9 protein-coding genes and 3 pseudogenes are annotated in these 12260 nt (G+C 68.4%); 4 read left to right on the top strand and 8 right to left on the bottom strand.

Annotation, left to right across the window (positions count from 1 at the left end; all coding sequences use genetic code 11):
* Window positions 1-197: 197 nt before the first annotated feature.
* The 6 genes and pseudogenes from ACFYOH_RS43575 to ACFYOH_RS43550 form a co-directional block, all read right to left on the bottom strand.
* On the bottom strand, window positions 198-488 hold the full coding sequence (locus ACFYOH_RS43575; protein ID WP_388637601.1) for a hypothetical protein: 291 nt from the start codon (window positions 486-488) through the stop codon (window positions 198-200).
* A 17-nt stretch (window positions 489-505) separates the two neighbouring features.
* Window positions 506-4570: a polymorphic toxin-type HINT domain-containing protein gene (locus ACFYOH_RS43570; protein ID WP_388637598.1), complete on the bottom strand. Its 4065-nt coding sequence runs from the start codon at window positions 4568-4570 to the stop codon at window positions 506-508.
* A 159-nt stretch (window positions 4571-4729) separates the two neighbouring features.
* Window positions 4730-6289, bottom strand: coding sequence for a trypsin-like serine protease (locus ACFYOH_RS43565; RefSeq protein ID WP_388637595.1), 1560 nt, complete (start codon window positions 6287-6289; stop codon window positions 4730-4732).
* A 46-nt stretch (window positions 6290-6335) separates the two neighbouring features.
* Window positions 6336-6848 carry a hypothetical protein gene (locus tag ACFYOH_RS43560; RefSeq protein ID WP_388637591.1) on the bottom strand — a complete coding sequence of 171 codons (513 nt, stop codon included), beginning with the start codon at window positions 6846-6848 and terminating at the stop codon, window positions 6336-6338.
* A 1006-nt stretch (window positions 6849-7854) separates the two neighbouring features.
* Window positions 7855-8076, bottom strand: coding sequence for a helix-turn-helix domain-containing protein (locus ACFYOH_RS43555; RefSeq protein ID WP_388637610.1), 222 nt, complete (start codon window positions 8074-8076; stop codon window positions 7855-7857).
* 33 nt (window positions 8077-8109) lie between these two features.
* A pseudogene (locus tag ACFYOH_RS43550) lies at window positions 8110-8834 on the bottom strand (recombinase family protein); the annotation flags it as partial.
* Between ACFYOH_RS43550 and ACFYOH_RS43545 the strand changes: the two are divergent.
* The 4 genes and pseudogenes from ACFYOH_RS43545 to ACFYOH_RS43530 all read left to right on the top strand — a co-directional run bounded on the left by ACFYOH_RS43545 (window position 8822) and on the right by ACFYOH_RS43530 (window position 11213).
* Window positions 8822-9568 carry a hypothetical protein gene (locus ACFYOH_RS43545; RefSeq protein WP_388637588.1) on the top strand — a complete coding sequence of 249 codons (747 nt, stop codon included), beginning with the start codon at window positions 8822-8824 and terminating at the stop codon, window positions 9566-9568. The pseudogene ACFYOH_RS43550 and the gene ACFYOH_RS43545 overlap by 13 nt on opposite strands.
* The gene (locus ACFYOH_RS43540; RefSeq protein ID WP_388637585.1) at window positions 9565-9903 is read left to right on the top strand and encodes a winged helix-turn-helix domain-containing protein; all 339 of its coding nucleotides are present in this window, start codon (window positions 9565-9567) and stop codon (window positions 9901-9903) included. Before ACFYOH_RS43545 ends, ACFYOH_RS43540 begins: the two co-directional genes overlap by 4 nt.
* A gap of 28 nt (window positions 9904-9931) precedes the next feature.
* Window positions 9932-10486: pseudogene (locus ACFYOH_RS43535) on the top strand (hypothetical protein); the annotation flags it as partial.
* A 355-nt stretch (window positions 10487-10841) separates the two neighbouring features.
* Complete coding sequence (locus tag ACFYOH_RS43530) at window positions 10842-11213, top strand: hypothetical protein (protein ID WP_388637607.1); 372 nt, start codon at window positions 10842-10844, stop codon at window positions 11211-11213.
* 121 nt (window positions 11214-11334) lie between these two features.
* Here ACFYOH_RS43530 and ACFYOH_RS43525 read toward each other — a convergent pair.
* Together ACFYOH_RS43525 and ACFYOH_RS43520 are read right to left on the bottom strand one after the other, a co-directional pair.
* A pseudogene (locus ACFYOH_RS43525) lies at window positions 11335-11631 on the bottom strand (Tn3 family transposase); the annotation flags it as partial.
* Window positions 11556-12137 (bottom strand): hypothetical protein, encoded by a 582-nt coding sequence (locus tag ACFYOH_RS43520; RefSeq protein WP_388637604.1) that lies wholly within the window; start codon window positions 12135-12137, stop codon window positions 11556-11558. The pseudogene ACFYOH_RS43525 and the gene ACFYOH_RS43520, both read right to left, overlap by 76 nt.
* Window positions 12138-12260: the final 123 nt, after the last annotated feature.

Raw genomic sequence — 12260 nt, 5'->3', positions numbered from 1 at the left:
GCCATCCCCGCAACTACCTCGCCTTTCTTGGCCTCGCTGCAGCACTGTGCTGTTACAAGCGACTGCTCCGCCTCACCACATAGGACACCGTCTAAGGAGCCCCACCAACGACACTTGGTGGGGCTCCTTCAACGCTAAGCAGCTATTGAACTGTCTCTCCACGTAGCAATGCCAAGCGGTCCATCGGGCAGGCTAGCCTACGCCTTGGCCCGGGGTACCAGTCCCTGGAAGTGGCCTCGTGACAGTCGTTCTACCGCTCGAGTGATTTCAGCACGAGTCACGTGAGGCACGACCAAAAGATTGGCCACGGCGAAAGATCCATCCGACTGCACTTCATCGGCAACTTCTTGCGCCAGCCGCACAACATCGTAGACGGTCAGCTCAAAGGTGGCGCCAGAGGAGACCACCTTCACACCAACCAGATAGCCTTTCGCTTCCGTTTCGACTTCATACCCTGATAGGTAGTCAGGAAACTGCAGTTCGTACACTGCTCGGCACTCCTTCCCTACTTTCGAGTCCTGATCTTCGCCAATTCCTCCGCGTACCTTTCAGGAGTGAGATTCGCCCCTGGCGCCGGAACGATCTCAAAATGGCGAGGATCTTTCCCTCGCTGAATCACCCGAAGCGTATCAGGGAAGCTTGACTCGTCGATCTGGTGCGGAATGAACCCCTTCGAAGAAACGCTCCCGGAATTGTCGAATACCGAAACCCCGTGCGTTTCACGTACGAATCCCGTTTCCGGATCGACCTTGTAATCGTTCGGTCTCGGAACGAAGTTCGGCGATTCTCCAGGCCTGGCACCGCGAAAGCAGTCACCGGGATCTGCGTTGTGAACGAGTACCGGAGTCTCACCCGCGAGCACATAGTACGTGTGGAGGTCTTCGACGGTGAGGTTGTAGGTGCGTACTCGTTGGTCGAAGGCACGGTTGGCCTGGACACGGAGGGTGCTTCCGTCGCTGCTCAGCAGGGTGGATCCGGCTCGGAGGTCATGGGCTTCGACCCAGCGCTTTTCCGTCGGGTCCCAGAAGGGGTGCTCGTAGGTGGCGGTGATCTTGCGGGGTCCGTCGGGTGTGTTGATGGTGAGTTCGTCGAAGTGTTTGTCGCCGTCGGTGATGATCAGTCGTGCGACCTTACGCGGCGCGGTCTTCCCGGTGCGCGGGTCGGTAGCGACTACTGTGTCGCCTGCCTTGATGCTCTCGATGTTCTTCGCAGGGCCGCTGGCCATGAGTACTTTGGTGCCGGCCACGAAGCACTTGGTGCACGTCTCTGTCTCAGCGCGTTCTTCCCGGGCTTCGCGAAGGGCTTGGTCAAAGTCGTCGCTGAAGCGGTGGACGCCGTCGTTGGCCATGGCGAGGCCGCCTCCAGTCGTGGCTATGCCACCGCTGACCGCCAGAACTGCTTCGAGGCAGCCAGCACCCAGTGTCTCGGGGCACAGCAAGACTCCGCCGCCGCCGCCTACGATGCCCTCCGTGATTCCCACGTCCGCTATGAAGCCGCCGCCAACGCTCTCGAGCAGGTCAGCCGCGAGTTGCGGGCTGTTGTCCCAGAACGCCTTCACATAAGGGCTGACTGTGTTGACGGTGTCCTTGAGCCACCCCGGTAGCCAGCTGCCGTCATCATCATCCTGCTGGCTATTGTTCTTCCGTTGTTCCTCGACCCACTGCCGAAACCGCGCCGCTTCCTGCCGCTGTTTGACGACTGCGGTGTGGTAGGCCTCCGTCTCCGCCTGTGCCGCGGCCGTGGCGTCCTTGCCCGCTGCCGTGGCTGAGACTCGGGCGTTCTGGGCGGCCGTCCAGGCCGAGTCGGCGGAGCCCCGTGCGGAGTCGGCCGAGTACTGGGCGGAGGTGGCCGAGGTGATGGCTGCGGCTGCGGCGTTTTCGGCGTCCTGCTGGGCGTTGCGGGCGGTCTTGGCCGAGGCGGCGGCGTCCTTGGCGGACTGTTCGGCCTGGGCTGCATAGCCGTTGGCCTGGGTGGCGTACTTCTTCGCGTCGCTCGCCGCCTGTTCGGCCTGTTTGGCGTAACCAGCGGCTTCGGAGGCGGCCTTGGCGGCGGTGGCTGCCGCCTTGCCCGCTTCGGCCGCGTTCTTCTGGGCGGTGGCGGCGATGCCCGCAGCCTGCGCGATCAGCTGCTGGATCTGCCCCTCATGGGTGGTGGCGAGCTGGTCCTGCCGCTGGGCCTTGTACTGACCGACCGTGATGAAGGCGTGCAGCAGGTCGGAGGGACCTTCCAGAGCGATGCGTGCGGCGGCCTTCACCTGCGGGCCGCTGCTCTTGTTGTTGGTGTCGGCGAGCTGGGCGGCGCGGACGCGTTCGTCCTGGGTGCGTGCCTGGGTGTCGTCGGTGGCGATGAACTGGCGCAGGGCGTCCGTCGTGTCAGTGTTGAGTGCGGTGCGGCCGGCTTGTTGTTCAATCGGGCCGGCGTTGGCGATGGTCCGGGCGACGACGAGGCGCATGTCCTGCTTCATGGCCTCGTACTGGCCGGTGGCCAGAAACGCACTCACCGTGGCAGCGTCGCCTTCCAGAGCCTTGGCGGCGGCGGCGCGGACGTCGGCGGAGCCGGCGACCAGCGCAAGGCCTTCGACATCCTGGCGGTCGTCCTGGCTGCTGGCTTCCTGGCGGCCGGTGCGGATGTATGTGGTGACGTCTGTGTCGGATCCGGCCAGGGCGACGAGGGCGGCGGACTGGCTCCACGGACGACCGGTCTTGGCCGTTGCCAGGGCCGCCTTGCGGGCTTCGGGCGCGATCTGTGCGGGATCGGCGCCGGGCTGGGCTGCCTGGTCGGCGAGCTTGGCCGCTTCGGCCTGGAGGTCCTTGGCCTGCTGTACAGCTGCATGCTGTGCCGCGGTGCGCTGGTCCTCCTCCGCTTTGAGGTCCTGCGCGCGGTCGATGGCCTCGTTGGTACGTGCGGTCAGTTGCTCGGCGTCGATACGGACCGCGAGGTTGTGGACCTTCTGGGCCTTGGCGACGGCCGCACTGGCGGCGTCGGCGTCCTTCTTGGCCTCCTGGGCGTGCGCGGCGGCCTGTTTGGCGGCGGTGGCCGCTTGCCCGGCGTGGGCGGCGGCGTCGTCTGCCGCCTTGGCCGCGTTCTCGGCATGCGTGGCTGCGTCGTTCGCCGCGTCACGCGCCTCGCCGGCATCGGTGGCGGCCTCGTTCGCCAGGGATTCGGCGGCGTCGGCGGCGCGGCTGGCCTCCCGGGCGTGCCGGTGCGCGCTGGCCGCGGCGTTCGCGGCCTCGGCGGAGTGGGCGCCGGCCTCGTCAGCCAGGGTGTTGGCCTGGTCGGCCGCGTTCGCGGCGTCGGTGGCGTCACTGCCGGCGCCGCTTGCCGCCTTTGCCGCGTCCACAGCGGAAGCTGCGGCGGTGCGGGCCGAATCGGCGGCTGTGGCGGCGGCACGGGCGCCTGCGGCGGCGTCCCGGGCCTGCTGAGCGGCCTTGCGGGCGGCGCCTGCCTGGCCGGCGTCGACGGCCGCATTGGCGGCCGCGTCCCGGGCCTGGGAGGCGGCCTGGGCGGCACCGTCGGCGGCCGCTGCGGCCGCGGAGGCGGCGTTGGCGGCCACTCGGGCGGCGTCGGTGGCGGCGTTGGCAGCGTCGATCGCCGTCTGCGCGGCGTCGGCAGCCTGCTTGGCCGCGTTTGCCGCGCGGGCAGCGGCGGCGGCCGCGTGCTGGGTGTCCTTGTGGGCGGCCTCGGTCTCGCTCTCAGCCTTCTGCGCGGCCTGCTTGGCCAGTTTCGCCGCGGTCACCGCGCGGGCGGAGGCGTCCTTGGCGGCCCGGGTCTGCTGCCCGGCCAGCTTGCCCGCTTTCGCCGCCTGGTCGGCGAGTTGCGCGATCGTGGCGCGTTCCTGGTCGCGGGCACGGGCCACGTACTGGCCGACCTGCAGGAACTCGTGGATGTCGTCCGGGGTGCCGTTGATCGCGATACGGCCGGCTGCCTGGACGTTCGGACCACCCGCATTGATGATCTGGGCGGTCTCGATCCGCTCGTCCTGCTCCCGGTCGTTGTACTGATCGTTCTCGAGGAACTTCTTGATGTCCTCGGAGGTGCCGTTGAGCGCGGCGCGGCCCGCCTTTTGCACCTCGGGTCCGCCGGCGTCGATGATCTGTGCGACGCGGACCCGCTGATCCTGCTCCAGCGGCTGCTTCCAGCCGTCTTTCAGGAACGCCGTCAGGTCGTCCGGCGTCCCGTCGAGGGCTCTGCGGGCGGCATCCTGGACGCTCAGGCCGCCGACGCTGGCGTACTGCGCGACGGCCACCCGTTCGTCCTGGACATTGATGTCCGAGGCCTGGGAGAGGAAGTTCTTGACGTCGTCGTCACTGCCGACGAGCGCGACCTCGGCGGCGGCTCGCACGCCGGGGCCGCCGGTCTCCCACAGGCGTACTACTTTGGCGCGGTCGGTGTCCGGGAGCGCACCGGAGATACCTGTGTCGGTGGGGGTGGTTCCGTCGGCTCTGGCGGGGATGGGCGCGGGTCCCAGCAGGCCCAGTACGAGCGCGCTGGGCAGCAGGCCCAGGCACAGCGCGCGAACCGCGCGCTGTGGCCCTGCTGCGACGCGCCGTGGGCGTCGTGGATGTGTCACTGCGGACTCGATTCGTTCTTTCGGTTGGGGGGTTGATGCACCGCTCGTCTGTGCCGCTGGGGGGCCATTGGTCACTGGCTCCTGGGCAGCGCGGTGCCAGGGAGCGGCTCACACGGTTGTCCGCGGGCCGCTCCCTCAAAAAGGCCGTGTCCGGGTGCGTCAGTTGGCGGGTGCGAGCTGGATCTCGTCGTGGAGGCCCTTGGCGTCGACGCCGGTGAAGTAGCTGACGTGGCCGTCGTTCCAGCGGACGAGGACGTCGTTGGCGGTGGTGTTGGTGCTGAAGGCGCCGACGGTGATCGCGGCCGCGTTGACCCAGTACGACTTCTCGGGCCGGATCCTGATCTCGCCGGGCAGGGCTTTGCCGGTCATGCCGGGGTAGATGGTGGTCTCGCCGTCGATCCAGCGCACCAGCAGGTCATCCGTGTCCTTGCCGGTGAAGGAGCCGGAGGCGAGTTTCTCGGCGTCGGGCCAGGTGTTGTTCTTGGCGACGGTCTGGGTCTGCTTCTTCAGCCCGTTGACCGCCAGGTCACCGAAGACGGAGACGTGGCCGTCCTGCCAGGTCACCAGCAGGTCGTCGCGCAGGCCGTTCGCGGTGAAGCGGCCCGCGGTCAGCTGCTGGGCGTCGTTCTGCCATTCGGCACTGTGGGGCGGGGCGAGCTGCTTCTCGCCGTGGAAGCCCTTGGCGTCCACGGATGTGTAGAGGGTCATCTCACCGTCGGACCACCGCACCACGACTCCGTCGGTGGAGTCGCCGGTGTTGGCGCTGGCCACGTTCAGGGCGTGGGTCCAGATGCTCTTCTCGGGCTGCAGCTGGTGTTCCGCGGCGAAGGGGCGGGCGGGGTCGTTGCCGTAGCCGCCCTGGTAGAGGGTGACCTTGCCGTCGTCCCAGACGACGATCAGGTCCGTGTGGCGGGTACCGCCGACCGAGTCACCGGCGTAGTAGCCGGCCGTGATCTGCACGGCGTGCTTCCACGGGGCGGCCGCGAAAACGGGGGCGTAGGCGACCTGCTGGACCCAGGAGGACAGGTCGTCGACCCGGGCGGCCACGGCCCCGGTGCGGGTCTCGGCGGGGTCAGTGCCCAGGCAACCGCCCTGCCAGGACAGGCTGCTGACACCCACGACCGCTCCGGCGGTGCTCAGGACGGGACCGCCGGTGTCGCCCTTGCAGATCGCGGCGCCGTCGGACTTGGCGGTGAGGTCCAGGGTGGTGGCGGCGGTGTTCTGAACGGTGAAGGCGGCCGCGTGCACCTGGTCGGGCACCCACTCCTCGTGCGTCCGTCCGAACCCGGCGGCCTGGACCGCATCCCCGGTCACGGGCGCCGTCCCGGCCACCGGCAGGGGCGTGACGCCACTGACCAGCTTGTCCAGTTGGGCCATCACCACGTCCCGGTCGGTGCGCGGCACCAGGTTCACCACCTGCTGGGCACTGCCACCGATGGTGGCGGTGGTCTTCAGCTTCGGCGCGCCGGGGGCGAGGGGTTGGCCGGGGGTGTCGGTGAAGCAGCTCGCGGCTGTCAGCAGCCACTGCGGGGCCACGAGCGTGGCCGAACAGCCGCGCTGGCCGCCGATGTCGAGGCGTGCGGTGGCGGCCGAGACGGCGTCCGGGGCCTGCGGGCCGGAGACGGCACCGGCGGGCGTGGCGGCCAGGGTGGCGGCGGCCAGAAGAGTGGCGGTGATCAGACCGCCGGTCCACGCGGTGCGCGGACGAAAGCCAGACATGAACGTTCCTTGCTGTCGTACGAGGTCGGGTCAGAGAGCGGGCCTGTCAGCCGGTGACCCGCAACTCCAGCAACTCGGTCGGTGCGCCGCCCGCGGCGCCCTCGCCCACGCTCTGGTAGCCGTTCTTGTCCACGCTCACCGTCTTGACCGGCGCCGTGGGGTCGGCCTGCGGCCTCAGATCGGCGCTGATGGGGTGGTCGGTGGTCTCCAGGGCGAAGACACGCGGGAGTTCGAGGGAGAGGTAGCCGCTCTTGGCGCTCGCCTTGAAGCAGTAGGCACTGCGCGGGTTGCCGCCCTGTCCCTGCACGGTGAGGACCTTGATCTGGTGGGCCGAGTCGTCGCACGTGGCGAGGGTGATGTGCCCATCACCCTTGATCAGCTTGATGCCCTGGTCACGCTGGATCTGATCCGCGCCGGGATAGGCGTAGTCCTCCACCGCGGACGATGGTGTGGCCGCGGTGGTTCCCCCGGTCGGCTGCGGGTCGGCGGAGGCGAGCATCGGAGTGCCCGGCAGCGCCAGAAAGACAGCAACCCCCGCGACCGGGAGCATCCTGCGCATACGAGGAGTCACCCGAATTCCTTTCCAGGCACGGGTGACGGCATGACGAAATAACATCTGCAGCCCCCATGCACAGATGTAAAGCAAAAATAAGTGGTCGACAAAGACCCTAAAACAGCGTCAGCTCCAGCTTCAATGTGACCATCATCATAGGAATTTCACGGAACCCGCATGGCAAGTTCACGGTGAGGCACGGACGTAGCGCTACAAACATTGCATAAAGCGCACAAAATGCCGTTGGATCTCACGCTGGGGCCCTGTGCGCCGTCCAGTATGGTTTCATCTTGCATCAATTTAGTGAGCCCTTACCTAAAAAAGAGAAGATGGCGGAAGGCGACCCATTCCTAGACGGTGTTGCGCAAGGCTGCGCCCGGGTTAATCGGAACCGTGAGCCGGGTGGTCTGCTCATGAGGCGAGAACGAAGTTGCGCATGTGGACAGCGGCCTGGCCGCCGTAGGCGAAGCCGCCGTGCTGGCGGCAGTTCACTCCGTGTCCGACTCCTCGGTGCGGTCAGGCACCTGGCCCAGCGAACACCTCCGCCCATCCCGTGCGCGTTTACATCACACCGCGCCAGCCACCCCCGCAGCCAGGCACAGCCCGGGCGCATGCGCCGACCAGCGCGCCCCTTTTCGCCGCCTGGCGACTGCTCGTCAGCTGAACTCCGCGGCGGCAGACCACACGTGGCACCCACCGCTCGAATTGGGCCGACGACCCGCCGTCCGCTGAACGACAACCGGGCCCGCCGCTACGGGGGAAAGCGGCGGGCCCAGCAAGCCATTACGATGCCACACCAGCAGCCGGAGCAGCTATTCGTGAAACTCAGGGAGAAGTGCCTCAGTTGATGCCGAGCCTGCTGAGGGCGGTGGTCCAGTCGGTGACGATGGCGTTCTGCGCGGCGGCGAGGGAGACCTTCCCGGAGCAGACGGCGGTGTGCAGCTTCGTCACCCACAGGGCCGGGCCCGGCCTGGCCCTCGGGGAGGATCGGAACGGCCAGTAGCGGGAGCGGTCAGCTGCCAGTGAGCTGGTTCGGAACGCGGCAGGAGGCGCGGAGCTCCTGCAGGTCCGGGATGTGGTTGTAAAGGGTGCCGGGGCTGACCCCGAGGAGCTTGGCGATCGAGGTGATCGAGTGCTCGGGGTTGGGAAGCATGTCGCGGGCGGCCCGGATGATCTCGGGGGTGGCCACGGTGGGCCGACCGCCGACCCGGCCGCGGGCGCGTGCGGCGTCCAAGCCCCCGCGGGTGCCGGAAACGATCAGCTCGCGGATGAACTCGGCGAGCGCGGCGAAGACGTGGAAGGCGAGCCGGCCGCCGGGGTGGTGGTGTCCAGGCGCTCGTGCAGCGAGCAGAACCCGATCTCGCGGCGGCGCAGTTCACCGACCATGTTCACCAAGTCCTTGAGGGAGCGGCCGTAGCGGTCGAGCGCGGGGACCACCAGGGTGTCGCCGGCGGTGAGGAAGGCGTGGCAGGCCTTGAGCTCAGGCTGGAGGTCGTCCTTACCGGACTTCTTGTCGGCGAAGATGCGTCGGCACCCTGCGGCGGTGAGTGCGTCGATCTGGCGGTCGAGCTTTTGCCCGCCGGTGGAGACCCGGGCGTAGCCGATGAGGATCTCGGTGCGGTGGGCTGGTTCGGCGACCAGGAGGTCGAAGACATCGGGCTCGGAGGGGGTGCTCACGCCCGGGAATCTGTCAGAAAACGGTGTGCCGGAGTTCTTGAGCCAGTCTGGTTTTTGAAGGAGTTTTTGAAGGCCCTGAGGGGCCGTCGGGCGGTCTGGCCTCCTTCCTTCAATAAACGATGGTTTGCTGAAGCCTGTGTTCTGTCGGCGCGTGTCTGAAGGTGTTCGGACGAGGACTTGATGGCCCCTGGGTATCAACGCGGGCCAGCGGGGTCGACTCGGACCACCGGGTGTCCCGGATCCGATCTTGGAGTACGCATAGATTTCTTTCCATAACTGGTTTGCAATGCAAAGCTGACGGCATGACAGACGCATCGACGCCCTCTCCGGGCACTCCCCATGAAGTCCTCGCGGGCCTCGGCGACCTGACCCGCCGGGTCCGTGCCGCGCAGCGCTGCACCTGGTTCCCCCTCCAGCTGCTGGGCGTACTCACACTGGGCGGGATCCTGGTCGACCGCTTCACCTTCAAGGTCGAGACCGTTGCCTGCCCAGCGGGTGAAGCCGCGACGGGCAGCGGCTGCACCTTGGTCACGCAGGGCTCAGCGGTCTACTGGCCCCTCGGGCTCGCCCTGGCCTACGCCGCGACGGCGTTCTTCTACATCCGCCGCTCCCACAACCGTGGTGTCGGGACCCGGGTCCGGCCCTACGTCCTGACGGGGATCGTCCTGGTCGCTCTGGCGAGTGCTACCGCGGTCTGGAGCCTGCGGCACGGAGTGCCACAGCTCGGCGAGCGGCTCGACTTCTGGGGCTTGCACCTCGATCCCACTTCCGGGGTGACGAGGTTCCTCGAACGGCTCGCCGGGAACGCCATGGCCGTCGGGCTGCCGCTGCTGGTGCTGGCCTGGGTGGAGCGCAGCCGCGCCTTGCTGCTGCTTGCTGTGGTGTACCTGGCTATTGAGCTGGTGCCGCTCACCACCGGCTGGGCGGGGATCCCATTCACCTCGCCTCGGTCCGCTCTGCCCACCTTCGGCGTCCCTGGCGTGCTTCTCCTGCTCGGCGCCCTCGGCTTCGGCCTGGCCGAGCTGTCCGGTCGGCGTAACGCGTCATGACCGAGCAGCCCGAGCAGCACCCCGTCACCGGCCTGGACGACGTGGTCCACCAGCGCGTGCGCCTGGGCATTCTCACCGTTGCCCACCAAGCGCGCCGGGTCGAGTTTGGCTTCCTGCGCACGGCGCTCGGCCTCACCGCCGGAAACCTCAGCCAGCATCTGTCCGTGCTGGAGAAGGCCGGTCTGGTGGAGATCGAGAAGGGCTACGAGGGCAAACGCGCCCGCACCTGGCTCTCCCTCACTCCTGCGGGCGACCGCGCCCTGCGGGACGAGGTCACCCAGCTCAAGCGACTCATCCATCAGATCGAGCACGGCAGCTCAGCCCCGGAGTCCTGATCCGGACCCCGGCGAACCGCGGTGAGCCGTGAGCGGCTCCCGCCGACGTCCGGCGGACCAGGACAGCACGCCGAACACCGTCCAAGAAACCCAGGGAGGACACGTGACCATCACACCGGTCACCACGACGGACGTGACGCGCCGTCGCTTGCTCGCAGCCGCGCTGATAACGGGGGTCGGGGCCGCCGTGCCGATCAGCGCAACGCGCCAGACGTGGGCGGCTCCGGCCGCCCCCGGTCCGTCGCCGCTCACGCTGCCCAGGCCCACCGGGCCGCACCCAGTGGGCACGGTGCCTCTCCACCTCGTCGACACCTCGCGTCCGGATCCTGTGGCCGGCCCGGGGCATCACCGCGAGCTGATGGCCAGCGTCTGGTACCCCGCTTGCAAGACGAAGGACCTGCCGCGTGCTCCCTGGATGACCGAGGGCGCGCTGCGGGCGTTCCTGGCGGACGTCGGCTTCCCCCTCGATCCCGCCCTCGGCCCACTCACCGCCGCACACGCGGGCGCACCCGTGCACCAAACGGGCCACCGCCTGCCCGTCCTCGTGTACTCGCACGGCGCGGGCAGCCACCGCGGCGACCACACCATCATGGTCCAGGAACTCGCCAGCCACGGCTACGCCGTGGTCACCGTCGACCACACCTACGACGCGTTCAGCGAATTCCCCGACGGCCAACTCACCGTCCCGGCACAGGGCCCGCCGTTCCTGGGGCCCCGGGACTTCGCCACGGACCTCCGGTTCGTGCTCGACACCGTCGAGGGCCTTGCCGCCGGGCACAACCCCGACGTCGACGGCAGGCCACTGCCCCAGGGACTGCTCGGCGCCCTCGACCCGAGGTGCATCGGCGCGTTTCGGCTGGTCGAAGGGCGGCACCGCCACCGCGCTCACCATGCTCGCCGACCAGCGCGTTGGCGCCGGGCTCAGTATCGACGGTCCGATGCAGCCGACCATCACCACCGGCCTGGACCGGCCGTTCATGATGCTGACCGCTTCGTTCACCCGGGCCGCCATGCCGGACGTCGCCGAGTTCTGGACACACCTTCGCAGCTGGCGGCTGAACATCCAGGCCGACGGGGCCATCCACAAGACGTACGGCGACGACGCGACACTGATCGTGCAAGCGGGCACGATCCTCGGCATGACGAACCAGCAGATCCAGGACATGATCGGCACCCTCGATCCGGCCCGGGCGGTCCGGATCCAGCAGGCGTACCCGCTCGCGTTCTTCGACCTACACCTGCGACACCGCCGGGGACATCTGCTCGACGGCCCGAGCGCGGCCTTCCCCGAGGTGAAGTTCATCCCGTGAGAAGCGGCGGACCGCGCATTGCGCGGTCCGCCCAAGACTCCCAGGAATGCCGTCGCCATCCGGGCGCGGCCTTCGCAAGGCCAGCTATCCGCGCAGCCCTTCCATCGCGCGATCGGCGCTCCTACCGCTCGCCGTCGTCCTCCCCGCCGGTCGAGGGCTCGCGTAGCGGCCTGCGGACGGCCTCCTGCGGGCGGCAAAACGCGTAGCGGCCGAGGAAGTTGATGTGGTCGAACTGCAGCGGTGACAGGCGAGCCAGCAGGTCGTCGGTGACGGGGAAGCCATCAGCGGCGAGCTGCTTGGCCGCCCGGTCCAGGTAGAGGCTGTTCCACAGCACCACGGCGTTCAGGGCCAAGCCAAGGGCGCCGACCTGGTCCTCCATACCCTCGCGGTAGTTCTGCCGCAGCTCGCCGCGCTGACCTTGACGTCGGAGAAGAGCTGGTTGACGAAGTTGTCGAACTGGGTCCAGTCGCCGTTGTCGCCGGGGAAGGGCTGGCTGGTGGTGCTGTCGGCGCCCCACAGGTCGTGGGGCAGGAGGATGAAGGTGCCGCCGAGGGCGGCGGTGCGCTTGTACTGGGCGAGGGTGGCGTTCCAGCGAGTCTGGTAGTCGGCGAGGCTGGTGCCGTATCCGCCGCTGTTGAGCTGGGCTCCGCCGGCCCGCTCGAAGTGCCACTTTATGTCCTTGTAGAAGTGGTCCTGCGGCAGCGACCCGTCGGGGGTCATCCCGTAGAGGGTGTCGGACGCGCGGTGGGTGAGGGCACCTCCGGCCGTGGAGAAGTCGACGGTGACGCTGGTGTCGGCGGCGTGCGACGTACTGGCGGGCAGGACGGTACCGGCCAGTGACGCCAGCAGGACGGCGACGGTCGACAGAGCTCGGCGGCCAGCACGGCCGGTTCGGGGTTTGGACAACACACGTGGTGCTTGCACGCGGCTCTCCCGGATGTCGGGGGTGCCTCTATGAAGCTTCTATGTCCCGTCAACCCCCAATTCGGCCGCGGCGGCGTTGTTGAGATGACGGTAGAGGCGTCGGGCGAGGTAGCGCTTGAGGCA

This window comes from Streptomyces sp. NPDC007856, assembly GCF_042868225.1.
GTDB lineage: Bacteria > Actinomycetota > Actinomycetes > Streptomycetales > Streptomycetaceae > Streptomyces.
This window is presented reverse-complemented; position numbering and strand designations above follow the sequence as displayed.

Excerpts from the sequence above, each read along its gene's own strand:
- ACFYOH_RS43565 (WP_388637595.1), bottom strand. The coding sequence starts at position 6,289 with ATGTCTGGCTTTCGTCCGCGCACCGCGTGGACCGGCGGTCTGATCACC.
- ACFYOH_RS43560 (WP_388637591.1), bottom strand. The coding sequence starts at position 6,848 with ATGCGCAGGATGCTCCCGGTCGCGGGGGTTGCTGTCTTTCTGGCGCTG.
- ACFYOH_RS43545 (WP_388637588.1), top strand. The coding sequence starts at position 8,822 with ATGACAGACGCATCGACGCCCTCTCCGGGCACTCCCCATGAAGTCCTC.
- ACFYOH_RS43540 (WP_388637585.1), top strand. The coding sequence starts at position 9,565 with ATGACCGAGCAGCCCGAGCAGCACCCCGTCACCGGCCTGGACGACGTG.
- ACFYOH_RS43530 (WP_388637607.1), top strand. The coding sequence starts at position 10,842 with ATGCAGCCGACCATCACCACCGGCCTGGACCGGCCGTTCATGATGCTG.